Genomic DNA, 25,068 nt, shown 5'->3' with positions numbered 1-25,068 from the left:
GTGGTGACATCCAGATGTCCCATACACGGCACGGCGGCCCGTACCCGCCAGTAGGGGTACGGACCGCCCTGCTTTGAAGCCTGGATCACTCGTTTTGGTCACGGCGCGTCGTGCACTGTTGACCTCGGCGTGTCACTGATCAAGTGAGGCGAGGGCCTTTCCGATGAGCGCCTTACGGTCGGCCGCCGCGGTGACGTGTTCCAGGCCGAAGCCCAGGAGCACGGTGTCGTCCGTGGTGACCGCTCCATAGGTCTGGAACAGCGCTCCGGTGCGCGCCCAGTCCTTGAGCACGGCCGGGCTGCCCGCGGGCGGTCCGGTCACGCTCCAGGCGCCGAGCGACGTCTCGAAGCCCTCGGTCTCGGTCGCCGTACCTCCGACGACGAGCGAGGTCTCGTCGGCGAGCACACCGCGACCGGCGAAGGCCGGGTCGCTGACATAACTGATCGAGACCTCGACCGACTTGCCGGCGTATGCGCTCAGGTCGAAGGCAACCTGCTGCCAGCCGTCGGAGGCGCCGGTGAGGGCGTTCCACGCACCGCTGCTGCCGGTGGCGGTGCAGCCGCCGGCGGCCACGGTGAGGTAGTGGGCCAGCCAGGGGTGCTCACCCACGTAGAACCCCGCCTCGCAGTCCGCAGGCACGGTGGCGCTGGTGGCGCCGCCCGCCTCGGGGAGCGTCGTCCAGTCGTCGGCACCCGTGGTGTGGGCCTCGATGAGGACGTTGTCGTAGCCGGGCTCGACGTCCCACAGCAGTTGGGTGCGCAGCGTCGGCTTGTCCGCCGCGCTCACTCCCGAGAGATCGACGGTCCTGGTCAGCCGCTTGTAGGCGTCGTCGGTGTGCACGGCGGCCGCCATGTAGGAACCCGCGTACGGCCCGTACGGGTTGACGGTCCCGGCGAACTGGCCCGCGCCCGCACTGGCGAACTGCGGGTACTTGTCTGCGGCCAGCTCGTCCGACGTGACGCTGTAGGTCCCGGCCTTGTCGAGCGGGTTGCCGGTGGCCTCGCCGAGCGCTCCGGTGAAGCCGTCGAGGCTGCCGGAGCCGGTGAATCCGGTGGCCCCGGGGGTCGACGTACGGGTGTAGGCGCCCAGGTAGTACTGGCTGAAGTCGTTGGAGAGGGTGCCGCCGCCGAGGTCGACGTTGCCGCCGGCCTCCTCGCCCGCCTCCATCAGCTTGCCGCCCTCGTTGAGGTAGGCGCGCAACTGGAGTTGGGTGGCGTTGCCCGGGACCTTCGCGCCGGTGTAGTGGACGACGGTGTCGAAGTGGCCCAGCACGCCGAGCGCGTCGGGCGCTCCCTGCGTGGCGACGTCCCAGACGATCGCCTTGCGGCCGTTGGCCTTGAGCGCGTCGACGTACTTCTGCGCGTGCGTGGCGGTGGCGCCTTCCTCGGCGACCACGAGGACGTCCGCGCGCGGCCGCTCGGCCACGGTGTACGTGAAGTGCTCGCTGGAGACCTTCTTTCCGCTCCTCGTCTCGCCGGTGAACCACACCTCGACCTTGTCGCCCGGATCGCCGTCGGCGACCTTGGCGCGGTACTCGTCGAAGTGGAGGTTGTCCTCACCGCCGTATGTCTCGCCGCCCTTCCAGGCCTTGAGCGCCATGTCCTCCGTACGGCCGCCGTTGACGCGGTACTTGAGCTCCTTGTCGCGCACGGACTTCCGTGCGACGGCCGAGACCTCCTGGTCCGCGCCGCGCGAGTACGACGTGGTGAAGGGCGCCGGGGTGAAGTCGGCGGCGCTCAGGCCGACCGAGGACTTCGGCTGGTCGGGCTTGGCGGCGGACTCGGCGACGGAGAGCGCGAACGGGACGTTCTTGGCGAACTCCTGCTGGATCAGCTTCTCGTCGTCCGGGAAGTTGAAGCCCGACTGGCAGTCGGCCGCGTTCCACTGGTCGTTCGGGTCGATGTTCGACGCGGTCTGGCAGGTCGACATCTCGGGCGTGAACATCGCTATGCCGTTGACGTTCGACGCGTGGCCGTCCGCCTCACCGTTGGTGGTGTACAGCTCCGAGGAGACCTGCGGGTGGTAGCCGGGGATCGCGGGATTGTCCGGCGTGCCGGCGAGGGCCTTGTAGAGGACGTCGTCCGGAGTGTTCGTGGCCACCTGCCAGCCGACGCCGTAGAGGATGAGTTCGGCGGCGGAGTGGTAGTTGATGCCGTAGTCGAAGCCGATACGGCGCTCGAAGGCGTCCAGCGCCTTGGTCTCGGGCTCGGAGGCCGGGGACGCGCCGCGGTAGGTCTCGCTGGTGGGGTTGGGGGACGAACCCTCGTCGTCGTAGCCCCACTTGTAGGTGAAGTTGCGGTTGAGGTCGACGCCGTCGCCGGTGCTGATGGCACCGTCGCCGTTGATGTCCCGCAGGTTCTTGCGCCACAGGCGGGTGCTGGTGTCCTGGAACGTGTAGTCGTAGCCGTCGGGGTTGGCCGAGAGGACGAACCACAGCTCGGTCGAGTCGACGATCTTCTTGACCCGCCGGTCCGTCTTGTAGTTGTCCAGGTAGTAGTGCATCAGCCGCCGGGTCATCTCCGGCGTGATCCACTCACGCGCGTGCTGGTTGGAGACGTAGAGGGTGGAGGGCTTGGCCCCGTCCTTCGTCTTCTTGGCGTTCTTGGTGAGCTTGAGCGCCAGGATGTCCTGGCCGTTGATCGTCTTGCCGATGGAGACGACCTTGGTGAGGCCGGGGTTCTCCTGCCCGGTCCGGACGATCTCCTCCTTGAGCCCCCCACTCCCGCTGTACGGGCGGTACACGCCCTCCGCGGCCTTCTCCGTACGGGCCTCGGCCTTGGCCGAGAGCTCGTGCTCGGTGAGTTCGACGCCCTGCTTCTGAAGCTTCTTGGCCTGGTCGTCGGTGAGGTAGACCTCGACCGTGGCCGTGCCCTTCGCGGGCGCCTGCTCACTGAGTTCGTGGCCGTCCTGACCGGCCGCCAGCAGCAGGGGTACCTGCTTCTTGGTGACCTCGGCGCGGAAGACCTTGACTTCGTTCGGGTCGGTTTCCGGCGAACTTCCCGGTTGTGCCTGGGCGATGGGTGCGATGCTCGCTCCGCCTATCAGGAGCGCACCGGCAGCGAGGATCGATCTCGCTCTGGGTCTCATGAACCCCCCTAGCAGTCTTTCGCCACAGTGACGAATGGCTGCCAGGCTCATGCCATTTCACGGTCCAGTCAAGAGTGCCGCAAAGACAGACAAATACCGGTGCCGACGTCCCAAGTGAACGTCGGCACCGGCATGTTGACGATCTTTCAGGTCAACCCGCGAGGTTGTCCGCCAGTTCCTCGGAGAGGTTGGCCTCCGTGCCCGGGATACCGAGGTCCTGGGCCCGCTTGTCGGCCATGGCCAGCAGACGGCGGATACGGCCGGCCACGGCGTCCTTCGTCAGCGGCGGGTCGGCGAGCGCGCCCAACTCCTCCAGGGAGGCCTGCTTGTGCTCCATGCGCAGGCGCCCGGCGGCAGCGAGGTGCTCGGGGACCTCCTCGGCGAGGATCTCCAGGGCACGCTGGACTCTCGCCCCGGCGGCGACGGCCGCACGCGCGGAACGGCGGAGGTTGGCGTCGTCGAAGTTGGCGAGCCGGTTCGCGGTGGCGCGGACCTCGCGGCGCATCCGGCGCTCTTCCCAGGCGAGCACGGACTCATGGGCTCCGAGCCGGGTCAGCAGGGCACCGATCGCGTCGCCGTCCCGGACGACCACGCGGTCCACGCCGCGCACCTCGCGCGCCTTGGCGGCGATCGACAGCCGACGGGCGGCGCCGACCAGGGCGAGCGCGGCCTCGGGGCCCGGGCAGGTTACCTCCAGGGAGGACGAGCGGCCGGGCTCGGTGAGCGAGCCGTGCGCCAGGAAGGCACCGCGCCAGGCGGCCTCGGCGTCGCAGGTGGCCCCGGAGACCACCTGCGGGGGCAGACCGCGGATCGGACGGCCCCGCCCGTCGACGAGGCCGGTCTGGCGGGCCAGCTGGTCACCGCCCGCGACCACCCGCACGACGTAGCGCGAACCGCGGCGCAGCCCGCCCGGCGCCATCACGATCAGTTCGGAGCTGTGGCCGAAGATCTCCAGAATGTCCCGCTTGAGCCGGCGCGCCGCCATCGCGGTGTCCAGCTCCGCCTCGATCACAATGCGCCCGCTCACCAGGTGGAGGCCGCCGGCGAACCGCAGAATGGCGGAGACCTCCGCCTTCCTGCAGCAGGTCCGGGTGACGGGGAGCCGGGAGATCTCATCCTTCACCGCTGCCGTCATCGCCATGGGCCGATCCTTCCATGCATCCGAAAAATACGGTCGTACGCGGCGGCGAGGAGCTCCGGGTCGTGCCGGGGCGTCCCGTCCGTCCAGGCCACCGGGGCCAGCTCGACCGCGGCACCGAGCCGCTTGGCGGCCTCGGTGAGCACATCGCGGTCGGGCACGGCGGCCTCGTCGGCCAACACCACGTCCAGGGCGAGTTTAGGGGCGTGTCGTCCCAAAACCTCCAAATGACGCTGCGGGGAGAAGCCCTCGGTTTCTCCGGGCTGCGGCGCGAGGTTCAGCGAGAGTACCCGGCGCGCCTTCGTCTCGGTGAGGGCGTCCAGGAGCTCGGGCACGAGCAGGTGCGGGATGACCGAGGAGAACCAGGAGCCCGGGCCGAGCACCACCCAGTCCGCGTCCCGAACGGCGGCGACGGCCTCCGGGACGGCGGGCGGGTCGTGCGGCACGACGTGCACCGACTGCACTTCGCCCGGGGTGAGGGCCACGTTGGCCTGGCCTCGGACGGTGTCGACGTCCTCCGGCCGGTCCGGGTCGTGTCCCTTGACCAGGGCCTGCAGCTCCAGCGGTACGGCGGACATGGGCAGCACCCGCCCGTGCGCGCCGAGCAGCTTGCCGACCAGGTCGAGCGCCTGGACGTGGTCGCCGAGCTGCTCCCACAGGGCGACGATCAGCAGGTTGCCGACCGCGTGGTCGTGCAGGTCGCCCTTGGAGTGGAAGCGGTGCTGGATGACGCGGGCCCAGGTCTGACCCCAGTCGTCGTCGCCGCACAGCGCAGCCAGCGCCTTGCGCAGGTCACCGGGCGGCAGCACACCCAGCTCGTCGCGCAGGCGCCCGCTGGAGCCGCCGTCGTCGGCCACCGTGACCACGGCGGTGAGGTCGCCGGTGATCCGGCGCAGTGCGGCGAGCGAGGCGGACAGGCCCATGCCGCCGCCGAGAGCGACGACCTTGGGCTGGGTGCCCCGGCGGCGCGGCTTGGCGCCGCGGGCCTCGACGGGCCGCCCGGCGCGCGACTCTGGCACCGCGCGACGCAGCCTGCTCAGCCGCGGTGTACGTCCCGTCATTCCCGTCCCATGTCCCGGTGTACGACCACCGTCTCCACGCCCTGGGAGGCAAGGCGTGCCGCGAGCTTCTCGGACGTGGCGACCGAGCGGTGCTTGCCACCGGTGCAGCCGACCGCGATCGTCACGTACCGCTTGCCCTCACGACGGTAACCGGCCGCGATCAGCTGCAGCAGCTCGGAGTAGCGGTCGATGAACTCCTTCGCGCCGGGCTGGTTGAAGACATACGCCGAGACCTCCTCGTTCAGGCCGGTGAAGGGGCGCAGCTCCGGGACCCAGTGCGGGTTGGGCAGGAAGCGCATGTCCACGACCAGGTCGGCATCGACCGGAAGGCCGTACTTGAAGCCGAAGGACATGACGGTGGCCCGCAGCTCGGGCTCCTCCTCGCCGGCGAACTGGGCGTCCATCTTGGCCCGCAGCTCGTGCACGTTCAGGCTGGAGGTGTCGATCACCAGGTCGGCGTCACCGCGCAGCTCGCGCAGCAGCTGGCGCTCGGCGGCGATGCCGTCGACGATACGGCCGTCGCCCTGGAGGGGATGCGGGCGGCGCACCGACTCGAAGCGGCGCACCAGGGCGTCGTCGGAGGACTCCAGGAAGACGACTCTGCGCGTCACGCCTCGGGTGTCGAGGTCGGAGAGGGACTCGCGGAGGTTGTCGAAGAATCGCCGGCCGCGGACGTCGACGACCACCGCGATCCGCGCCACGTTGCCCTGGGACCGGGCACCGAGCTCCACCATGGTGGGGATCAGCGCGGGCGGCAGGTTGTCGACGACGAACCAGCCGAGGTCCTCCAGACACTTGGCGGCCGTCGAGCGGCCCGCCCCGGACATACCGGAGATGATCACCAGCTCGGGGATGGCCGCCTCGGGGACCCCGGCTGAGTCGTTACCTGTGCTCACCTGTGCTCCGTCTTTCTGGAGTGCGTCCTGCTGGGTGAGATCCTCGCCGGTTTTCTTGTGTGTTTCCTGGGCTTGCTGATCTCGCTCGCCCGTGGGCTGTGTGTGGTGCTCGCTCATCTCTCCTGCCCCCGTCGTTCGTCCGGGGCGCCCGCGGACACGGGCTCCCCCGAGGTCTCCGCCGTCGTTTCGGATTCCTCGTCTTCCATGATCTCTCCAGTCGCCGTGTTCACGGCGGGTGCGGCCGGGGCCGCCTGGGCTAGGGCCGCGGCGATCGTCTCGGCCGTTTTGCGACCTATGCCCGGAACCTCGCAGATCTGATCAATTGTCGCGGATCGTAGCTTCTTCACCGAACCGAAGTGCTTGATCAGCGCCTGCTTGCGGGTTTCGCCGAGGCCGGGGACGTCGTCCAGCGGGCTCGACCGGAAACGCTTGGCGCGCTTGGTGCGCTGGTAGGTGATCGCGAAGCGGTGGGCCTCGTCCCGGACGCGCTGGAGCAGATAGAGGCCCTCGCTGGTGCGGGGCAGGACGACCGGGTCGTCGTCGCCGGGCAGCCAGACCTCCTCCAGGCGCTTGGCGAGGCCGCAGACGGCGATGTCGTCGATGCCCAGCTCGTCCAGGGCCCGCTGGGCGGCCGCGACCTGCGGCTGGCCGCCGTCGACGACGACGAGCTGCGGAGGGTAGGCGAAGCGCTTGGGACGGCCGTCGTCGTCCTTGAGGCCGTTGGCGAGGGGGGCGGAGGTGGTGTCGACGAGGGGGTCCGAGGCGGCGCCCGTCAGGGAGTCGGAGGAGGTCGGGAAGCTGTCGTCGGCGGAGGAGGCGAGGGTGTTCTCGCCGTCGGCCCACTCGCCCGTCTTCTCCTTCTCGGCGAGGTAGCGCCTGAAGCGGCGGGTGATCACCTCGTGCATGGAGCGGACGTCGTCCTGGCCCTCGAAGCCCTTGATCTGGAAGCGGCGGTACTCGCTCTTGCGCTGCAGCCCGTCCTCGAAGACGACCATGGACGCCACGACGTCGTCGCCCTGGAGGTGCGAGATGTCGTAGCACTCGATCCGGAGCGGGGCGCTGTCCAGGTCAAGGGCGTCGGCGATCTCCTCCAGGGCGCGCGAGCGCGTGGTCAGGTCGGAGGCGCGCTTGGTCTTGTGCAGGACGAGCGCCTGCTGCGCGTTGCGCTCGACGGTCTCCATGAGGGCACGCTTGTCGCCACGCTGGGGGATGCGCAACGAGACGTTCAAGCCGCGCCGCCCGGTCAGCCACTCCTGCACCGGCTCCACCGGGTCGGGCAGGGCGGGGACGAGGACCTCCTTGGGGACGGCGTCCCCGGTCTCCTCGCCGTAGAGCTGCTGGAGGGCGTGCTCGACGAGGGCGCCGGTGGTGATCTCCTCGACCTTGTCGGTGACCCAGCCGCGCTGGCCTCGCACCCGGCCGCCGCGCACATGGAAGATCTGCACGGCCGCCTCGAGCTCGTCCTCGGCGACCGCGATGAGGTCGGCGTCGGTCGCGTCGGCGAGCACGACCGCGTTCTTCTCCATGGCCTTCTTCAGAGCCTCGATGTCGTCGCGCAGGCGGGCGGCCCGCTCGTACTCCATCTCCTCGGCCGCCTCCATCATCTGCTTCTCCAGGCGGCGCAGATAGGTGGCCGTGCGGCCGGTCATGAAGTCGCAGAACTCCTCGGCCAGTTCACGGTGCTCCTCGGCGGAGACACGATCCACGCAGGGGGCGGAGCACTTGCCGATGTAGCCGAGCAGACAGGGGCGGCCGGTGCGGTGGGCGTTCTTGAAGACGCCGGCCGAGCAGGTCCGCACGGGGAAGACGCGCAGGAGGAGGTCCACGGTGTCGCGGATCGCCCACGCGTGCGCGTACGGCCCGAAATACCTGACGCTCTTCTTCTTGTGACCGCGCATCACCTGCACGCGCGGGAACTCCTCGTTCATCGTCACCGCGAGATACGGGTAGCTCTTGTCGTCGCGGTACTTGACGTTGAAGCGGGGGTCGTACTCCTTGATCCAGGAGTACTCCAGCTGCAGGGCCTCGACCTCCGTGGACACCACGGTCCACTCCACGGACGCGGCCGTGGTGACCATCGTGCGGGTGCGCGGGTGCAGGCCCGCCAGGTCCTGGAAGTAGTTCGCCAGGCGCTGGCGCAGGCTTTTCGCCTTTCCGACGTAGATCACCCGGCGGTGCTCGTCACGGAACCTGTACACCCCGGGAGAGTCCGGGATCTGTCCCGGCTTGGGGCGGTAGCTGGAGGGATCGGCCATGTCTCACACCCTACTGGCGAGCGGTGACAGTCCGGTGAGGCTGTGGACAACCCCCTGCCGCGGTCAGCGGGACTCCAGGAACGTCAGAACGGCCAGGACACGGCAGTGATCGTCGCTGTCCTCCGGGAGGCGGAGTTTGCCACCTCGCGCTCGCGGGCGTTCAGGTGGGCGAGCGGATCGTCGCTGCGCTGGGCGGAGAACAGCTCCTGCACCAGCGAGGGGTCCACGACCGAGCCGCCCCTGAGGATCCGGTCCAGCGCCTCGATGAACTCGTCCACGACGGTGACCCGGCTCTTGAGCAGATGGCCGACCTTGCGGCCGCCCGCCAGCAGCTCCAGGGCGTCCTCGACCTCGACGAACGCCGACAGGACGAGGATGCCGACGGAGGGATGGCGCTCACGGATCGTGCGGGCCGCCTCGATGCCTTCGACGGAGTGGTCGGGCGGCATCCTGATGTCGACGATCGCGAGGTCGGGGCGCTCGCCCGCGACCAGTTCCAGCAGCCCGGCGGCGTCACCCGCCTGTCCCACCACGGCGCAGAAGACGGCACGGTACGGCGGAGTCCACCGCCTCTGGAACCCGACGGTTGCCTCTCCGTCCGGCAGGACCGCCCGGAGCGTACGCAACGTCACCGCGTCCAGGTCTGCCCTACCTGGACAACTCCCCGGCGTACGCCTCGGGCGGTCGTTCGCCGGCCTGCCCGGTCGGCGGCAGGCACCGCGTTCGTGGCCGTGGACTCCCCCGGTCGTCATCCCTCCGCCGTGGGCCCGCTGAGCGGCAGCCGAACGTCCATCGTCGTGCCCTCACCCGGACGGCTGGTGATATCCAGCTTGCCCCCGATCGCCTCGATCCGGTCGACGAGGCCGATCAGCCCGGACCCGCGGCCCGGCTCGGCGCCGCCGGTGCCGTCGTCGCGGACCACCAGCTCCAGGCACTCGCCGTGAATCACGGCCTCTAGGTGCACCACGTGCGCGGACGTCGATCTCGACGGCGAGAGCGGTTTCGACCTGGTGGTGGAGCTGGCCCGCAGGGTCTCCTGCGTGATCATCCTGATCTCCACGCATTCCCTGGAGGACTTCGAGGAACTCGTCGCCATCAGTCCGGCCCACGGTTTCCTGCACAAATCGGCTCTCTCGGCACGAGCCATCCGGGAGGTGCTGGGCGACGGGGGCACCACCGGGACGGACACGTCGACTTGAGTCAGTGCCGTGCGGGGCGGCATCGCGACTCGGTCAGACAGCGCCACGGTTGGGCATCAGGTGTTGTCGGGACTTGGTCAACACGCTTCAATGCGGGGGAACTCGGGGCCGTGGACGACGGCGTACGGATGTGAAGACCCCTGCCGTGCCGACGGGGTGGCCCCGACGAGCCGCGCGAACGGTCCGACCAACCGTTGTGAACAACCACAGAAAGGCCCCTGCATGCCGCACGCCACTCAGCACGCGGACATCCCTGCCGTCGCCACCGCGGAACTGGACACGGCCCTGCGAGGCGGCCCCTTCCATGTCGCCCTGCGTGCCGCGATAGCCGCCCGGGGACTGCCGCTGCAGCGCGTGCAGCACCATCTCTCCCGTCGTGGCGTGAAGGTCGGCGTCACCAGCCTGAGCTACTGGCAGCAGGGCGCGCGCCGACCCCAGCGCCCGGAGTCACTGCGTGCGGTGCGGGCCTTGGAGGAGATACTCCAGCTGCCGGAGGAGTCCCTGATCCGGCTGCTCGCCGAGGCCGACGACCACTCCGCCCTCCAGCGCCCCGCGGCACGCTCCTACCGCTCCCTGGTGGAGGCCTCGGGCGTCCTGGAACAGCTGCTGACCGAGCTGGACTGTCCGGTCGACTGCGGCGTGCACACCCTCGCGCACCACGAGCGGGTACGGATCGGGGCGCGCCGTGAGCTGGCGGGCCGCGAGTCGCACCACATCGTGCGCGCCCACAAGGACGGGGTGGACCGCTTCGTGGCCGTCCACCACGGCGACCCGGGGTGCATGCCGGAGCACATGAGGGTGCAGGCCATGGAGAACTGCCGCACGGGAAGGGTTCGTTGGCACCACGACACGGGAATCCTCGTGGCCGAGCTGCTCTTCGGGACGCGTCTACGGGCCGGCGACACCTACCTCTTCCGCTACGGCGTCGAGGACAGCACCGCCGATGTGTCCCGGGAGTACGCCCGCGGCTTCCCTCTCTCGGGCGGCCAGTACGCCCTACAGGTCCAGTTCGCGGAGAACGCCCTCCCCGTCCGCTGCCACCGCTTCGCCCAGCACTCGGCTGCAGCGCCCCGCAGCGGCCGCCAAGGACTGGCCCTCAGCGGCCTGCACCGTTCCGTCCACCTTGTCGAGCCACGGGTGCGGACGGGGATCGTGGGCATCGGGTGGGACTGGGAGTGAGGCGCCGCTCCCCGCTGCCGTCGGCCCGGCCGGCCGCCATCTTCTGATTCCGGTACGGCCTGAATTTCGGTCGGCCTGATTCCGGTTCCGTCTGCTGCCGGTACGGCCTGATTCCGGTACAGGCCGATTCGGCACGGCTTGACGCTCCCTTGGCAGCCCAGGACGGTACGTAAACGATTGCGCAAGCGTTTACGTCTGGCTCCGAATGGGATACGTTCCCGGCCAGAAGACCCGCGGCGGCCCGGGGAGGGGCGCGGCACAGGCGGAACCGGGAGGGGATCAGATGGCAACCATGGCCGACGTCGCGCGGAGCGCCGGCGTGTCCGTGGCGACCGTCTCGCATGTGCTGAACGGCACCCGGCCGGTGCTGCCCCACACCCGCCAGGCGGTGCTGGACGCCATGGACGAACTCGGCTACACGCCCAACACCCTCGCCCGTTCCCTGGTGACTTCCCGCACCCGGTCCATAGGGCTCGCGGTGTCGGCGATCAGCAACCCGTACTTCACGGAGATACTCCAGGGTGTCGAGGCGGCAGCCCTGCAACACGGCTACAGCCTGCTGATCGCCGACCCGCACGACGATCCGGTGCATGAACGCAAGGTCGTCCAGCTTTTGCACGAACGCCGGGTGGACGGCATGATCGTCGCGCCTTCCGCCGACCCGCGCGAACTGATCGCCTACCTCGGGCGCCACAAGGTGCCGACCGTCCTCCTGGACCGGGTGGTCGACAACCCGGCGGGCGGCTCGCCGCGCTTCGACCAGGTCTGCGCCGACAGCGCCGAACCCGTGGCCCGGCTGGTCACGCATCTCGCCGGACTCGGCCACCGGCGGATCGCCCTGATCGCGGGCCTGCCCGGACTCAGCACCACCGACGAGCGACTCACCGGATACCGGGACGGACTCGCAACCGCCGGGCTCGCCTACGACGAACGCCTCGTGGTGCACGGCAACTCCGAGTCGGCCGGCGCCGAACAGGCCACCGGCGCACTGCTGTCGCTGGGCGCACCGCCCACCGCGCTCGTCACCGCCAACAACGCGATGACGATCGGCGCCCTGCGTGCCCTGCGCGACCGGAGTCTGTCCGTGCCCGACGACATCGCGCTGTGTTGCGTCGACGATTTCGCCTGGGCCGACCTGTTCTCGCCCCGGCTCACCGCGATAGCCCAGCCCAGCAAGGACATCGGCGCCGAGGCGGTCCGTGTGCTGCTGGACCGTCTCGCCTCGCCGGACCGACCCGCCCGGACGCTGCGTCTCCCCTGCACCTTCGTACACCGCACCTCATGCGGTTGCCCCGAGCAGCCACAGGGGTCCGGGAAACCCGAGGGCACCGCCAGGCCCCTGACATCCGACAGTCCCGAACAGCCCCTGACGTCCGTGAAAGGAACCGTCTCGTGATCGTCGTCGCCGGTGAGGCCCTGATCGACCTGGTACCGCAGGGCACGGGCGCCCTCGCGAGCCTGAAGCCGGCGCTCGGCGGCGGCCCCTACAACACCGCCGTGGCCCTGGGCCGGCTCGGCTCCCCCACGGCCTTCTGCTCCCGCACCTCCTACGACGCGTTCGGGGAGGCCCTGCTCGGCGGGTTGCGGGAGACCGGGGTGGACGTGTCGGCCGTGCAGCGCGGGACCGAGCCGACCACACTCGCGGTCGCCACCATCGACGCGAACGGCTCGGCCGCCTATTCCTTCTATGTCGATGGCACGGCCGACCGGCTCTTCACAGCACCGGCGGAGCTACCCGCGCGGACCCGCGCGGTCTCCTTCGGCACCTGCTCGCTCGTCCTGGAACCGGGGGCGAGCGCCTATGAGGAGCTGATGCGAAGCGCGGCCGAGCAAGGGGTGTTCACCGCGCTCGACCCGAACATCCGGGCCGGGCTCATCCCCGACCCGGACGGCTACCGGGCGCGGTTCAAGAGCTGGCTGCCGTCGGTGTCGTTGCTCAAGCTCTCCGAGGAGGACGCGCTGTGGCTGGGTGGCACGCCGCGCGAGTGGCTGGCCGCGGGGCCTGCGGCCGTCGTGATCACTCAGGGCGGTGACGGGCTGACAGCGTTCACGCGGGACGGCGGGGTGCACTCCGTACCGGGTGAGGGGGTCGACGTCGTGGACACGATCGGTGCGGGCGACACCGTGAACGCGGCCCTGTTGCACGGCCTGGCCGCCCAGGATGCCCTGTCCGCCGAGGCGCTCGTGGGACTGGGCGCCGACGGCTGGACACGGCTGTTGCGGTTCGCGGCGCGGGCTGCCGCGATCACCTGCTCCCGGGCGGGCGCTGAGCCGCCGTACGCCTCCGAACTGAGGGACTTCTAGGAGGCGTTCCCTTTCCATTCCACTGTTGAGGAGTCAAGGTCCGTCACGACCACCTGGATCGGGCGGCTGACCGTGCAACGGACGGCGCCCCGCGGGGAGTTCCCGCGGGGCGCCGCACTTCTCAGGATTTGTTCGGGCCCGTTGCCCGCACGCTTCAGGCCTTGCGGGCCCGGGTGGTCTTCTTGGCGGGCGCCGCCTTCTTCGTGGCCCCGGCCGCCTTGTCGGTGGCCTTGTTGTTGGCCGCCTTCGTGGTCCCGGTCGTCTTCGTGGTCGCGGCCGCCTTCGTGGTCTTGGCTGTCGCGGTCTTCCTCGCCGTCGCTCCTGCCGCCACCGTCTTCTTGGCCGCGGTCTTGCGTGGGGCCTTCACCGAGGACGCGTCGCTGATCCGGTCGGCACCGAGGATCTCGCGCAGGAACTTGCCGGTGTGGCTGGCCGGGACCGCGGCGATCTCCTCGGGCGTGCCCTCGGCGATGACGAGGCCACCGCCGGCGCCGCCCTCGGGACCCATGTCCACGACCCAGTCCGCGGTCTTGATCACGTCGAGGTTGTGCTCGATGACGATGACCGTGTTGCCCTTGTCGACCAGACCGGCGAGGACCTTCAGCAACTTGCTGATGTCCTCGAAGTGCAGACCGGTGGTCGGCTCGTCGAGGACGTAGACCGTGCGGCCGGTGGAGCGCTTCTGCAGCTCGCTGGCGAGCTTCACCCGCTGGGCCTCGCCGCCGGACAGGGTGGTGGCGGACTGGCCGAGGCGGACGTAGCCGAGGCCGACGTCGTTCAGCGTCTTGAGGTGGCGGTTGATCGCCGGAACGGCCTCGAAGAAGTCCATGGCCTCTTCGATCGGCATGTTCAGGACCTCGGAGATGGACTTGCCCTTGTAGTGGACCTCCAGGGTCTCCCGGTTGTACCGGGCGCCGTGGCAGACCTCGCACGGGACGTACACGTCCGGGAGGAAGTTCATCTCGATCTTGATGGTGCCGTCGCCCGCGCAGTTCTCGCAGCGGCCGCCCTTGACGTTGAAGGAGAACCGGCCCGGCATGTAGCCGCGGACCTTCGCCTCGGTGGTCTCGGCGAACAGCTTGCGGATGTGGTCGAAGACGCCGGTGTACGTCGCCGGGTTCGAGCGCGGGGTGCGGCCGATGGGCGACTGGTCGACATGCACGACCTTGTCGACGAGGTCGTCGCCGTCCACGCGCGTGTGCCGCCCGGGGACGTTGCGCGCGCCGTTGAGCTCGCGCGCCAGGTGCGTGTAAAGGATGTCGTTGACCAGCGTCGACTTGCCGGAGCCGGACACACCGGTGACCGCGGTGAACACGCCCAGCGGGAAGGACACGTCGATGTCCTGGAGGTTGTTCTCGCGGGCGCCGTGCACTGTGAGCCGACGGGACGGGTCCTGCGGGCGGCGGATGTCGGGCAGCGGGATCGCCTTCTTGCCGGACAGGTACTGCCCGGTCTGCGACTCGGCGTTGGCGAGCAGCTCCTTCAGGGAGCCGCTGTGCACGACCTTGCCGCCGTGCTCACCGGCGCCGGGGCCGATGTCGACGACCCAGTCGGCGGTCTTGATGGTGTCCTCGTCGTGCTCGACGACGATGAGCGTGTTGCCCATGTCGCGCAGCCGGACCAGGGTCTCGATCAGCCGGTGGTTGTCACGCTGGTGCAGGCCGATGGACGGCTCGTCGAGGACGTAGAGCACGCCGACCAGGCCGGAGCCGATCTGGGTGGCCAGGCGGATGCGCTGGGCCTCGCCGCCGGAGAGTGTGCCCGCCGCGCGGTTGAGCGAGAGGTAGTCGAGGCCGACGTCGACCAGGAACCGCAGCCGCTCGTTGACCTCCTTCAGCACGCGCTCGGCGATCTTCTTGTCGCGGGCGTTGAGCTTCAGCTCGCCCAGGAACTCCGCGCAGTCGCTGATGGACATCGCGGAGACCTCGGCGATCGACTTCTCCATGATCGTGACCGCGAGGACGATCGGCTTCAGTCGCGTGCCCTCACAGGTGGGGCAGGGCACCTCGCGCATGTACCCCTCGAAGCGCTCGCGGCTGGCGTCGCTCTCGGCCTCGCTGTGCCGGCGCTTGACGAAGGGGACGGCGCCTTCGAAGGGCGTCGTGTACACACGCTCACGGCCGTACCGGTTGCGGTACCGGACCTCGATCTGCGTCTTGTGACCGTGGAGCAGGGCCTTCCTGGCGCGCTGCGGCAGACCCGCGAAGGGAATGTCCGTACGGAATCCCAGCGCCTCCGCGAGGGCTCCGATCAGGCGGCCGAAGTAGTCCTTGGTGTGGCCGTGCGACCAGGGGTGGATGGCGCCCTCGTCGAGGGACTTGTCCTCGTCCGGGACGATCAGCTCGGGGTCGACCTCCATGCGCGTGCCGATACCGGTGCACTCGGGGCAGGCGCCGAAGGGCGAGTTGAAGGAGAAGGAGCGCGGCTCCAGCTCCTCGAAGGAGAGGTCGTCGTACGGGCAGTACAGGTGCTCCGAGTACATGCGCTCGCGCTCCGGGTCGCCCTGGGGGAGGTCGACGAAGTCGAGCACGACCATGCCGCCGGACAGGCCGAGGGCGGTCTCCACGGAGTCGGTGAGGCGACGCTTGGCCGAGTCCTTGACCGTGAGGCGGTCGACGACCACCTCGATGGTGTGCTTCTCCTGCTTCTTCAGCGTGGGCGGGTTGGACAGCTGGATCGTCTCGCCGTCCACCCGCGCGCGGGAGTAGCCCTTGGTCTGGAGATCGGCGAAGAGGTCGACGAACTCGCCCTTGCGCTCGCGCACGAGCGGCGACAGCACCTGGAAGCGGCTCCCCTCCGGCAGCTCCAGGACCTTGTCGACGATGGCCTGCGGCGACTGGCGCGAGATGGGGCGGCCGCACTCGGGGCAGTGCGGCTTGCCGATGCGCGCGAAGAGCAGACGCAGGTAGTCGTAGACCTCGGTGATGGTGCCGACCGTCGAGCGCGGGTTGCGCGACGTCGACTTCTGGTCGATGGAGACCGCCGGGGACAGACCCTCGATGAAGTCGACATCCGGCTTGTCCATCTGGCCGAGGAACTGCCGGGCGTACGATGACAGCGACTCCACGTAGCGGCGCTGCCCCTCGGCGAAGATGGTGTCGAAGGCCAGCGAGGACTTGCCCGACCCCGACAGGCCCGTGAAGACGATGAGCGAGTCGCGCGGCAGGTCGAGCGAGACATTCTTCAGGTTGTGCTCGCGCGCGCCACGGACGATGAGACGGTCGGCCACGCCGGTCCGCACCTTTCTTGAGAGAAGTGACAGGGGGGCGAGGCCCCCGTGCTTTCTCGGACTAGGCCCCCGTGATTTCTCAGACTAGGGGGAGCCACTGACAACGCCGGTCGGATTCCCGTATGCGAGAACAATCCCGGGCCATCCAGCATGCCCGACGCCACGACCGACCCTATAGCACGCGCATTCGATTTACGGCACTCGTTCACCACCTTCACCCAAAGGTGTGGCGGGGCTAGTGTCAGCACCATGATTGATCACGCTCGTGACCTGGTGTCTGTACGTGAAGCGACCGATCGGCTGCTCACCGCAGCGGCCAAGCTGGACAACGCATCGGTGGCCGAGCCGTCACGGCTCCCCGGCTGGAGCCGCGGCCACGTCCTCGCCCATCTCGCCCGCAACGCGGACGCCCTCGTGAACGTCCTCGAAGGGCGCCCCATGTACGTCTCCGCCACCGCCCGGGACGCCGACATCGACCGCGACGCCCCGCGCCTCCTCGAGGTCCAGCTCACAGACGTGCGCGAGAGCGCGGCCCGCTTCCAGGACACGGGAGTGGCTCCCGCGGACTGGTCGCGCACGGTGGAGCTGCGCAACGGCGTCACCGACGCGGCGGCCCGGGTGCCGTTCCGGCGGTGGGTGGAGGTGGAACTGCACCATGTGGATCTCGGGATCGGGTACGAGCTGGAGGACCTGCCGACTGAGTTCGTGGAGCGGGAGATCGACTTCCTCGCGGAGCGGTTCACCGGGCACCCCGATGTGCCGCCGACTCGCCTCTCGGACGGCACGCGCGCGTGGAACACGGGCCGGGAGGCGGGCGCTGCCGAGGTCACCGTCCAAGGGTCCGCACCCGACCTGCTCGGCTGGCTCGCCGGCCGCCGCGACGGGGCCGCCCTCAGCACGGAGGGCGGCACGCTGCCGCCGCTTCCCCCGCTGTAACGCCTGACGGCCCAGCGCCCCCTGTGCGGCTATAGGCTGCCGACATGACCTACAGCGGACAGGTGACGGTCGGCGGCCCCGCCGACGTGCACGAGCTCAAGGACCTGATGATCACCAAGATCGCGGTCGGCCCGATGGACAACAACGCCTATCTGCTGCGCTGCCGGGCCACGGACGAGCAGCTGCTGATCGACGCCGCCAACGAGGCGGACACGCTGCTCGGCATGATCGGTGACGACGGCATCGCGTCCGTCGTCACCACGCACCAGCACGGCGACCACTGGCAGGCGCTCGCCGCGGTCGTCGAGGGGACCGGCGCGCGCACCTATGCCGGACGCGACGACGCCGAGGGCATCCCTGTGTCGACCGACGTCCTGGTCGATGACGGCGACATCATCCAGGTGGGGCGCGTGGAGCTCACCGCGCGCCACCTGGTCGGGCACACGCCGGGCTCGATCGCCCTCGTCTACGACGACCCGCACGGGCATCCCCATGTGTTCACCGGGGACTGCCTGTTCCCGGGCGGTGTGGGCAACACCCGTAAGGATCCAGAGGCGTTCGCCAGCCTGATCCACGACGTCGAGACGAAGATCTTCGGCGTACTGCCGGACGAGACCTGGGTCTACCCGGGCCACGGCAACGACACGACGCTGGGCGCGGAACGGCCCCATCTGCCGGAGTGGCACGCGCGCGGCTGGTGAGTGCGCGCCCCGCGTACGCGCCCCGTGTGAACCATTCACACGAGCCGGTGTCATGCGCGCGCTCCCGGCGGACGTTGTTGCGCAGTCAACTGGAAGCAGCCCCGCACAGGATGACGGCTCCTGAGCGGTACGGGCCGCCGGTCTAAATCCCCGCCCTCGGCCGGCGGCCCCGGCGACTGCCGAGGGGACAATTCACAGGAACGCAACACCCGTTCCCACTATGCGGACATTCACCGTCGTGACCTCGACAAAAGCGACGGTGTACTGTCAATCTCCCGCCATGCACCCTGCCCCTCGCGCGCTGCGCCGCGCCGTCGCCGTCGCAACGACAGCCCTCCTCGCCACCGCCCTCGGCTGTGCTCCGCAGCCGGACGGCAAGGCCGCCGACACGCCGTCGGGGTCGGCCGGGCACACCTGCGCCAAGGGCAAGTTGGCCACCCAGACCTCCGGCAAGCTGACGATCGCCACCGACGAGCCGGCGTACGAGCCCTGGTTCAAGGACGACAAGCCCGCCAATGGTGAGGGCTTCGAGTCGGCGGTCGCCTACGCGGTGGCGAAGCAGCTCGGCTACGACAAGAGTGCCGTCGTCTGGCAGAGCGTGCCGTTCAACAAGGCCTTCGCGCCCGGCGAGAAGACCTTCGACTTCGACATCAACCAGGTGTCCATCAGTGACGAGCGCAAAAAGGCCGTGGACTTCTCGTCCGGCTACTACGACGTCCGCCAGGCCGTCATCGCGCTGAAGGACAGCAAGGCGGCCAAGGCCCAGAGCGTCGCGGACCTGAAGGGTCTCAAGCTGGGCGCCCAGGTCGGCACCACCAGCCTCAGTTACATCGACGACGTGGTGAAGCCGACCCAGGAGGCCGCCGCGTACGCCAAGAACGACCAGGCCAAGTCCGCGCTGAAGAACGGTCAGGTCGACGCCATCGTCGTCGACCTGCCGACCGCCTTCTACATCACCGCGGCCGAGGTGACGGACGCGACCATCGTCGGCCAGTTCGAGAACCAGGGCGGTACGCCGGAGCAGTTCGGGCTCGTGCTCGACAAGGGCAGCGCGCTCACCGCGTGCGTGACTGACGCCGTGGACACCCTGCGCGAGAACGGCACCCTGGCCAAGCTCGAGCAGCAGTGGCTGTCGGACGCAGTCGACGCCCCGGTACTCAAGTGACGGTCACGAAGCAGGAGTCCGGCCACGGGGGCGCCGACGACAACGGTGACATGTCCGGAGCGGGTGGCGACGACTACGTCCCCTCCCAGCGACGTCTCGACCGCGAGCGCTACAAGCGCGCCCGCGCCCGCCGCGCCACGGCGATCGCCGCCCTCTCCACCCTGGTCACCGGCGTCGTTCTCTACCTGGTCGTGGTCAACGCACCGGGCTGGCCACGCACCAAGGAGACGTTCTTCAGCTGGGAGTACGCGCGCGAGGCGTTTCCCAAGGTCCTCGAAGGGCTCTGGCTCAATGTCCGGCTGCTGCTGATCTGCGGCGTGGCCGTGCTGGTTCTCGGCATGCTCATCGCCGTCGCGCGCACGCTGCGCGGCCCGGTGTTCTTCCCTCTGCGCGCGCTGGCGGCGGCGTACACGGACTTCTTCCGGGGCCTACCGCTCATCGTCAACCTCATGATCGTCGTCCTCGGCGTCCCCGCGCTGCGGCTGCAGGGCGTGACCGTCGATCCGGTGCTGCTGGGCGGTACGGCGCTGACGCTGACGTATTCGGCGTACGTCGCCGAAGTGTTCCGCGCGGGCATCGAGTCCGTGCACCCCTCGCAGCGCGCCGCGGCCCGCTCCCTCGGCCTCACCAACCGGCAGGCGCTGCGGCACGTCGTCCTGCCCCAGGCGGTGCGCCGGCAGGTGCCGCCTTTGCTGAACGACCTGGTGTCACTGCAGAAGGACACCGGCCTGGTGTCGATCGGCGGCGCGGTGGACGCCGTACGCGCCGCGGACATCGTCGTGGGACGCAGCCTCAACTACACGCCGTACATCGTCGCCGGCTTGGTCTTCGTGGCGCTGACCATCCCGATGACCCGCTTCACGGACTGGGTGACGGCCCGGATGGACCGTCGGCGCGCCCAAGGAGGAGCCCTGTGAGCGACGCACCTGTGCTGCGCATGGAGTCCGTCCGCAAGACCTTCGGCGGCTCGGTCGTGCTGCGGGACATCGACCTGGAGGTCGCCCCGCACACGGTGACCGCGCTGATCGGTGCCTCCGGCTCCGGCAAGTCGACGCTGCTGCGGTGCGCGAACCTCCTGGAGGACATCGACGACGGCGCTATCTGGCTGGACGGCGAGGAGATCACCGATCCGCGCGTCGACCAGGACGCCGTACGGCGCCGTATCGGCGTGGTGTTCCAGGCGTACAACCTCTTCCCGCACATGACGGTCCTGGAGAACATCACTCTCGCCCCACGCCGTGTGCACGGCGTGTCCCGCACGGAGGCCGAGGCACGCGCGCGTGAGCTGCTGGAGCGGCTCGGGTTGGCCGAGAAGGCCGGCGAGTACCCGGATCGGCTGAGCGGCGGCCAGCAGCAGCGCGTCGCGATCGTGCGCGCGATCGCCGTACGACCCCGACTGCTGCTGCTCGACGAGGTCACCGCCGCGCTCGACCCGGAGCTCGTGGGCGAAGTCCTCACCGTCGTCCGCGACTTGAAGGGGGACGGGATGACCATGGTGCTGGCCACCCATGAGATGGGGTTCGCGCGCGAGGTCGCCGACCAGGTTTGCTTTCTGGACGGAGGCGTGGTGCTGGAGCGCGGCACGGCCGAGCAGATCTTCGGCGATCCGCAGCAGGAGCGCACTCAGCGCTTCCTGCGGCGGATCGTGGAGGCGGGGCGGCTGTAAGGACCGCTCGCAGTGGCGGGGCGGTCCTTACACATCCGCACCGCCGCCTACGTCTTGTGGCCGCCCGCCCCGCCCGTCCAGGTCAGGTGTCCGACTGCCCAGCGCCCGCAAGCGCCGCGATCCGCTCCACCCCGAAGGCGTATCCCTGCACACCGCACCCCGCGATGACGCCGTCGGCGCGCAGGGAGACGTACGAGTGGTGCCGGAACGACTCGCGCTTGTGGATGTTTGAGATGTGGACCTCCAACACGGGCAGTCCGTCACAGGTGTTGAGTGCGTCCAGAATCGCAACCGACGTGTGCGAATAGGCGCCGGGGTTGATCACGATCCCGCAGTGGTTCAGCCGTGCCTCGTGGATCCAGTCGACCAACTCACCCTCGTGGTTGGACTGCCGGAAGTCGATCGTGCCGCCGTGCGCGGCCGCCGCCTTCGCGCACAGGGCCTCGACATCGGCCAGGGTCTCGGAGCCGTAGATCTCCGGCTGGCGCTGGCCGAGCAGGTTCAGGTTGGGGCCGTTGAGAATCATGATCGGGGCGTTGGCCAGGGTGCGGGGCACGGTTCCTCCGGTCCGTTCGGGGTCGGGCGGTCCGTCGACCACCGCTGCTCAGACCCCGGTTTATCACGGTGCAAGGCCCAGGCCGCGGGTCCTACCCTCCAGTCATGACCATGATCTCGTACCCTCCCAAGCCCTCCCCCGGCGACCGCATCGCCGTCATCTCCCCCGGCGCGGGCCTGCCCGGCCTGTTCCCGCGCCCCTTTGAACTGGGCCTGGAGCGGCTGCGCAAGGACTACGAGCTCGAACCGGTCGAGTACCCGGCGACCCGCAAGATGGGCTCGACCCCGCAGGAGCGGGCCGACGACATCCACGCCGCGTTCGCCGACCCCGGAATCAAGGCGGTCATCGCGTCCATCGGCGGCGACGACCAGATCACCGTGCTGCCGCTGCTGGACCGCGAGTTGATCCGGGCGAACCCGAAGCCGTTCTTCGGGATGAGTGACAACACGAACCTGCTCATGTATCTGCGTAACTCGGGGATCGTCGGGTATCACGGAGCGACCGTGATGACTGCGCTGGGCCGATCCGTCGCCATGGAACCGTTGACCGCCGAATCACTGCGGGCCGCACTGTTCACCTCCGGTGAGTACGAACTCCGGCCCGCCGAGCGCTGGAACGACATCGACCGCGACTGGGCCGACCCGGCGACCTTCGACGCGGAGCCGGAGACGAGGCCCGGCGGCGGATGGACCTGGGTGAACGCCGACCGGGTGGTGGAGGGCCGCACCTGGGGCGGCTGTCTGGAGATCGTCGGCTGGCTGCTGATGGCCGACCGGGAGATCGCGCGTGACCTCTCGGAGTACGACGGTGGAGTACTGCTGCTGGAGACCTCGGAGGAGATGCCGAACGCCAACGAGGTCTTCCGGACCCTCCGGAACATGGGCGAGCGCGGGCTGCTCCAGCGCTTCTCGGGCCTGCTCATGGGCCGGGCGAAGACCTGGTCCTTCGAGCGTCCCAACAGCCCGGAGGTTGCCGCTAGTTACGCAGCCGAGCAACGTGAGGCCGTGCTACGGGCCATGCGTGCGTATGCCCCCAACACCCCGATCGTCTTCGACGTGGACTTCGGCCACACCGACCCGCAACTCGTCATCCCCTACGGCGGAATCGTCCGCGTCGACGGGCCGGCCCGGCGCATCACCGTCACCTACTGACGAAGCCCCGCGCGCCCGTACGCCCCCGTAACCCGTGGTCACCGTGGGTAGTTGACGCAGCATGCAAGATGTACGCACCGTTAAGACTCCCTCCATGCTGCGGCTCGCGACTGCCTCGCTCGCCGGGACAGCCATCGAGTTCTACGACTTCTTCGTCTACGGCACCGCTGCGGCGCTGGTCCTGGGCCCACTGTTCTTCCCGACGTTCTCGCCGGTCGCGGGGACCCTGGCCGCCTTCGTGACGTTCGGCGTGGGCTTTGTGGCCCGGCCACTGGGGTCGGTGCTGTTCGGGCACATCGGCGACCGGCACGGACGTCGGCCGGTCCTCGTCGCCTCGCTGCTGCTGACCGGTGCCTCCACGGTCGCGGTCGGCTGCGTACCGACGTACGACACGATCGGTGTGTTCGCTCCCCTGCTGCTGCTCGTGCTGCGCTTTCTGCAGGGGCTCGGCCTCGGCGGCGAGTGGGGTGGTGCCGTACTGCTGACCGTGGAGCACGCGCCGGTCGAGCGACGCGGTCTGTGGTCCAGCTTCCCGCAGGTCGGGCCCGCGGTCGGCTTCCTGCTCGCCAATGGGGTGGTGCTGGCGCTGTCGGCGACGCTGACCGAGGCGCAGTTCGCCGCGTGGGGATGGCGGGTGCCCTTCTGGGCGGCCGGCGTGCTGGCCGTGGTGGGGCTGTGGCTGCGGTCGTCGCTCACCGAGAGTCCCCGGTTCCTCGAAATCGACGACCACGCGCGCGTGCCGCTCGCCGAGGTCGTGCGCGACCACTGGCGGCTGGTGCTGCTGACGGCCGGGGCGCTCGCCATCGGATACGCGATCTTCTACGCCGTGACCACCTGGTCCCTCGCCTACGCCACGGAGCGACTCGGAGTGGACCGCAGCGTCATGCTGACCTGCATCATGGCCGTGGTCCTGGTGAAGGGCTCGCTCACACCGGTGGCGGCGGTGCTCGGCGACCGGTACGGGCGGCGGCCCCTGACCCTGATCGGATGCACTGCCGCCGCCCTCTGGATGTTCCCGATGGTCGCGCTCCTCGCCACGGGCGAGCCGTTGCTGATGTTCCTGGGCTTCCTCGGGGCGATGCTCGCGTTCATCACGATGTTCGCCGTGATCGCCGCGTATCTGCCGGAGTTGTACGAGCCCCGGGTGCGCTGCACCGGCGCCGCGGTGGGCTACAACCTCGGTGGCGTTCTCGGGGGCGCACTCACGCCGATCGCGGCGACCGCGCTCGCCGAGCAGGGCGGCCGGGTGCCCTGGGGTGTGGGGGCGTATCTGACGGGGATCGCACTGCTCAGCCTGGGGTGCTTCGCACTGCTGCCGGAGACGCGTCCGGCAACCGCTGAGGCAGTGAAGCCCGCCACCGGGTGACGGGCTTCACTGCACACAGGAAAGACGGCGGCCACGACTTGGGCGCGCGCTCCAGAAGCGACGGCGGCTACGGATTGAGCGCGAGCTCCAGATACGCCGCGAACAGCACCAGGTGGACGCCGCCCTGGAGCGGCGTCGCCCGGCCCGGCACCACCGTCAGCGCGCTCACCACCACCGTCAGGGCGAGCAGCACCATGTGAGTGGGGCCGAGGCCGAGGACGAGGGGGCCGGAGAGCCAGATGGAGGCCAGGGCGACGGCGGGGATGGTCAGGCCGATGCTGGCCATCGCCGAGCCGAGCGCGAGGTTCAGGCTGGTCTGCACACGGTCACGGCGGGCGGAGCGCAGCGCGGCGATCGTCTCGGGGAGCAGCACCAGCAGGGCGATGATCACGCCGACGACGGCGTGAGGCAGGTCGGCGGCCGCCACGCCGGACTCGATGGTGGGCGACACGCCCTTGGCCAGGCCGACCACGCCGATCAGGGCCAGGCACAGCAGCCCCAGGCTGATCAAGGCGGTGCGGGCGGAGGGCGCGGTGGCGTGGTCGTCCACAGTGATCACTTGGCCCTGCCGGGTGATGGGCAGGAAGTAGTCGCGGTGCCGCACGGTCTGGGTCGCCACGAACAGGCCGTAGAGGATCAACGAGGAGAGCGCCGCGAACGTCAGCTGGACGGTGGAGAACTCCGGCCCGGGCTTGCTCGTCGTGAACGTCGGCAGCACCAGGCTGAGCGTGGCCAGGGTGGCGACCGTCGCGAGCGCGGCTCCGGTGCCCTCGGGGTTGAACACCGCCGTACGGTGTCGCAGCGAGGCGACCAGCAGGCAGAGGCCGACGATGCCGTTGCAGGTGATCATCACGGCTGCGAAGACGGTGTCCCGGGCGAGGGTGGAGCTCTTGTCGCCGCCGTCCGCCATCAGGGTCACGATCAGGGCGACCTCGATGATCGTGACAGCGACGGCGAGGACCAGGGAGCCGAAGGGTTCACCGACTCTGTGGGCGATCACTTCGGCGTGGTGCACGGCGGCCAGGACGGCCCCCGCGAGGACGAGCGTCGCCAGGGCGACGACCCAGCCGGGCAGGTCCCGTCCCCAGGTGAAGACCAGCAGGACGACCGCGAGCACCGGCACGAAGGACGTCCACCGGGTCGTGAGCGGCCTGAGCCGATCGATCATGGAGCGATCGT

Annotated in this window: 20 protein-coding genes and 1 pseudogene; 11 read left to right on the top strand and 10 right to left on the bottom strand. The window is 69.6% G+C overall.

Annotated features, from left to right (window positions below; all coding sequences use genetic code 11):
- Positions 1-132: 132 nt before the first annotated feature.
- From BLU79_RS20035 to BLU79_RS49130, 7 genes and pseudogenes are all read right to left on the bottom strand, one after another.
- On the bottom strand, positions 133-3,087 hold the full coding sequence (locus BLU79_RS20035) for a M14 family metallopeptidase (protein ID WP_093907184.1): 2,955 nt from the start codon (positions 3,085-3,087) through the stop codon (positions 133-135).
- A 151-nt stretch (positions 3,088-3,238) separates the two neighbouring features.
- Complete coding sequence (gene whiA / locus BLU79_RS20030) at positions 3,239-4,228, bottom strand: DNA-binding protein WhiA (protein ID WP_093907183.1); 990 nt, start codon at positions 4,226-4,228, stop codon at positions 3,239-3,241.
- Complete coding sequence (gene yvcK / locus BLU79_RS20025) at positions 4,219-5,286, bottom strand: gluconeogenesis factor YvcK family protein (RefSeq protein ID WP_093907182.1); 1,068 nt, start codon at positions 5,284-5,286, stop codon at positions 4,219-4,221. Before yvcK ends, whiA begins: the two co-directional genes overlap by 10 nt.
- On the bottom strand, positions 5,283-6,299 hold the full coding sequence (gene rapZ, locus BLU79_RS20020; RefSeq protein WP_093907181.1) for an RNase adapter RapZ: 1,017 nt from the start codon (positions 6,297-6,299) through the stop codon (positions 5,283-5,285). Before rapZ ends, yvcK begins: the two co-directional genes overlap by 4 nt.
- Positions 6,296-8,437 carry an excinuclease ABC subunit UvrC gene (gene uvrC / locus BLU79_RS20015; protein WP_093907180.1) on the bottom strand — a complete coding sequence of 714 codons (2,142 nt, stop codon included), beginning with the start codon at positions 8,435-8,437 and terminating at the stop codon, positions 6,296-6,298. Before uvrC ends, rapZ begins: the two co-directional genes overlap by 4 nt.
- A 63-nt stretch (positions 8,438-8,500) precedes the next feature.
- Positions 8,501-8,970: pseudogene (locus BLU79_RS20010) on the bottom strand (response regulator transcription factor); the annotation flags it as partial.
- A 215-nt stretch (positions 8,971-9,185) separates the two neighbouring features.
- A complete protein-coding gene (locus tag BLU79_RS49130; protein ID WP_256333389.1) occupies positions 9,186-9,485 on the bottom strand; it encodes a sensor histidine kinase in 300 nt (99 codons plus the stop codon).
- Here BLU79_RS49130 and BLU79_RS20000 point away from each other — a divergent pair.
- The 4 genes from BLU79_RS20000 to BLU79_RS19985 all read left to right on the top strand — a co-directional run bounded on the left by BLU79_RS20000 (position 9,478) and on the right by BLU79_RS19985 (position 13,119).
- Positions 9,478-9,636 carry a hypothetical protein gene (locus tag BLU79_RS20000; protein ID WP_256333388.1) on the top strand — a complete coding sequence of 53 codons (159 nt, stop codon included), beginning with the start codon at positions 9,478-9,480 and terminating at the stop codon, positions 9,634-9,636. The two genes, BLU79_RS49130 and BLU79_RS20000, sit on opposite strands and share 8 nt — an antisense overlap.
- Before the next feature lie 222 nt (positions 9,637-9,858).
- Positions 9,859-10,815, top strand: a complete 957-nt coding sequence (locus BLU79_RS19995; RefSeq protein WP_093907179.1) for a hypothetical protein — start codon at positions 9,859-9,861, stop codon at positions 10,813-10,815.
- Between the two features lie 283 nt (positions 10,816-11,098).
- Positions 11,099-12,211 carry a LacI family DNA-binding transcriptional regulator gene (locus BLU79_RS19990; RefSeq protein WP_093907178.1) on the top strand — a complete coding sequence of 371 codons (1,113 nt, stop codon included), beginning with the start codon at positions 11,099-11,101 and terminating at the stop codon, positions 12,209-12,211.
- Positions 12,208-13,119, top strand: coding sequence for a carbohydrate kinase family protein (locus tag BLU79_RS19985; RefSeq protein ID WP_093907177.1), 912 nt, complete (start codon positions 12,208-12,210; stop codon positions 13,117-13,119). Before BLU79_RS19990 ends, BLU79_RS19985 begins: the two co-directional genes overlap by 4 nt.
- A gap of 154 nt (positions 13,120-13,273) precedes the next feature.
- On the opposite strand, the gene uvrA is transcribed toward BLU79_RS19985, so the two are convergent.
- Positions 13,274-16,348: an excinuclease ABC subunit UvrA gene (gene uvrA / locus BLU79_RS19980; protein ID WP_093907176.1), complete on the bottom strand. Its 3,075-nt coding sequence runs from the start codon at positions 16,346-16,348 to the stop codon at positions 13,274-13,276.
- A gap of 249 nt (positions 16,349-16,597) precedes the next feature.
- Between uvrA and BLU79_RS19975 the strand changes: the two genes are divergently transcribed.
- From BLU79_RS19975 to BLU79_RS19955, 5 genes are all read left to right on the top strand, one after another.
- A complete protein-coding gene (locus tag BLU79_RS19975) occupies positions 16,598-17,284 on the top strand; it encodes a maleylpyruvate isomerase family mycothiol-dependent enzyme (protein ID WP_093907175.1) in 687 nt (228 codons plus the stop codon).
- 44 nt (positions 17,285-17,328) lie between these two features.
- Positions 17,329-17,985 (top strand): MBL fold metallo-hydrolase, encoded by a 657-nt coding sequence (locus BLU79_RS19970; RefSeq protein ID WP_093907174.1) that lies wholly within the window; start codon positions 17,329-17,331, stop codon positions 17,983-17,985.
- 280 nt (positions 17,986-18,265) lie between these two features.
- The gene (locus BLU79_RS19965; protein WP_093907173.1) at positions 18,266-19,150 is read left to right on the top strand and encodes an ABC transporter substrate-binding protein; all 885 of its coding nucleotides are present in this window, start codon (positions 18,266-18,268) and stop codon (positions 19,148-19,150) included.
- Complete coding sequence (locus BLU79_RS19960) at positions 19,147-20,067, top strand: amino acid ABC transporter permease (protein WP_093907172.1); 921 nt, start codon at positions 19,147-19,149, stop codon at positions 20,065-20,067. The genes BLU79_RS19965 and BLU79_RS19960 overlap by 4 nt, the downstream gene beginning before the upstream one ends.
- A 20-nt stretch (positions 20,068-20,087) precedes the next feature.
- Complete coding sequence (locus tag BLU79_RS19955) at positions 20,088-20,816, top strand: amino acid ABC transporter ATP-binding protein (RefSeq protein ID WP_093907397.1); 729 nt, start codon at positions 20,088-20,090, stop codon at positions 20,814-20,816.
- An 82-nt stretch (positions 20,817-20,898) separates the two neighbouring features.
- On the opposite strand, the gene aroQ is transcribed toward BLU79_RS19955, so the two are convergent.
- Entirely contained in the window at positions 20,899-21,372 is a 474-nt protein-coding gene (gene aroQ / locus BLU79_RS19950; protein WP_093907396.1) for a type II 3-dehydroquinate dehydratase, read from the bottom strand.
- A gap of 104 nt (positions 21,373-21,476) precedes the next feature.
- On the opposite strand from aroQ, the gene BLU79_RS19945 reads away from it, so the two are divergent.
- Positions 21,477-22,523, top strand: a complete 1,047-nt coding sequence (locus BLU79_RS19945) for a S66 family peptidase (protein ID WP_093907171.1) — start codon at positions 21,477-21,479, stop codon at positions 22,521-22,523.
- A 94-nt stretch (positions 22,524-22,617) separates the two neighbouring features.
- Positions 22,618-23,889 carry an MFS transporter gene (locus BLU79_RS19940; protein WP_093907170.1) on the top strand — a complete coding sequence of 424 codons (1,272 nt, stop codon included), beginning with the start codon at positions 22,618-22,620 and terminating at the stop codon, positions 23,887-23,889.
- Between the two features lie 67 nt (positions 23,890-23,956).
- Here the strand turns inward: BLU79_RS19940 and BLU79_RS19935 are convergent, their stop codons facing one another.
- On the bottom strand, positions 23,957-25,057 hold the full coding sequence (locus tag BLU79_RS19935) for a calcium:cation antiporter (protein WP_093907169.1): 1,101 nt from the start codon (positions 25,055-25,057) through the stop codon (positions 23,957-23,959).
- Positions 25,058-25,068: the final 11 nt, after the last annotated feature.

The sequence above is a fragment of the Streptomyces sp. cf386 genome, assembly GCF_900103585.1.
Lineage (GTDB): Bacteria > Actinomycetota > Actinomycetes > Streptomycetales > Streptomycetaceae > Streptomyces.
Note: the sequence above shows the minus strand (reverse complement) of the source record. Positions and strands in the feature narration are given on the sequence as shown.

What these genes read in the sequence shown, in the direction of transcription:
- yvcK (WP_093907182.1), bottom strand. Translation starts at nt 5,286, where the DNA reads ATGACGGGACGTACACCGCGGCTGAGCAGGCTGCGTCGCGCGGTGCCA.
- BLU79_RS19935 (WP_093907169.1), bottom strand. Translation starts at nt 25,057, where the DNA reads ATGATCGATCGGCTCAGGCCGCTCACGACCCGGTGGACGTCCTTCGTG.
- whiA (WP_093907183.1), bottom strand. Translation starts at nt 4,228, where the DNA reads ATGGCGATGACGGCAGCGGTGAAGGATGAGATCTCCCGGCTCCCCGTC.
- BLU79_RS19940 (WP_093907170.1), top strand. Translation starts at nt 22,618, where the DNA reads ATGCTGCGGCTCGCGACTGCCTCGCTCGCCGGGACAGCCATCGAGTTC.
- BLU79_RS19945 (WP_093907171.1), top strand. Translation starts at nt 21,477, where the DNA reads ATGACCATGATCTCGTACCCTCCCAAGCCCTCCCCCGGCGACCGCATC.
- BLU79_RS19970 (WP_093907174.1), top strand. Translation starts at nt 17,329, where the DNA reads ATGACCTACAGCGGACAGGTGACGGTCGGCGGCCCCGCCGACGTGCAC.
- rapZ (WP_093907181.1), bottom strand. Translation starts at nt 6,299, where the DNA reads ATGAGCGAGCACCACACACAGCCCACGGGCGAGCGAGATCAGCAAGCC.
- BLU79_RS19975 (WP_093907175.1), top strand. Translation starts at nt 16,598, where the DNA reads ATGATTGATCACGCTCGTGACCTGGTGTCTGTACGTGAAGCGACCGAT.
- BLU79_RS19990 (WP_093907178.1), top strand. Translation starts at nt 11,099, where the DNA reads ATGGCAACCATGGCCGACGTCGCGCGGAGCGCCGGCGTGTCCGTGGCG.
- BLU79_RS19955 (WP_093907397.1), top strand. Translation starts at nt 20,088, where the DNA reads ATGGAGTCCGTCCGCAAGACCTTCGGCGGCTCGGTCGTGCTGCGGGAC.
- uvrC (WP_093907180.1), bottom strand. Translation starts at nt 8,437, where the DNA reads ATGGCCGATCCCTCCAGCTACCGCCCCAAGCCGGGACAGATCCCGGAC.
- BLU79_RS20035 (WP_093907184.1), bottom strand. Translation starts at nt 3,087, where the DNA reads ATGAGACCCAGAGCGAGATCGATCCTCGCTGCCGGTGCGCTCCTGATA.
- BLU79_RS19965 (WP_093907173.1), top strand. Translation starts at nt 18,266, where the DNA reads ATGCACCCTGCCCCTCGCGCGCTGCGCCGCGCCGTCGCCGTCGCAACG.
- BLU79_RS19995 (WP_093907179.1), top strand. Translation starts at nt 9,859, where the DNA reads ATGCCGCACGCCACTCAGCACGCGGACATCCCTGCCGTCGCCACCGCG.
- BLU79_RS49130 (WP_256333389.1), bottom strand. Translation starts at nt 9,485, where the DNA reads ATGATCACGCAGGAGACCCTGCGGGCCAGCTCCACCACCAGGTCGAAA.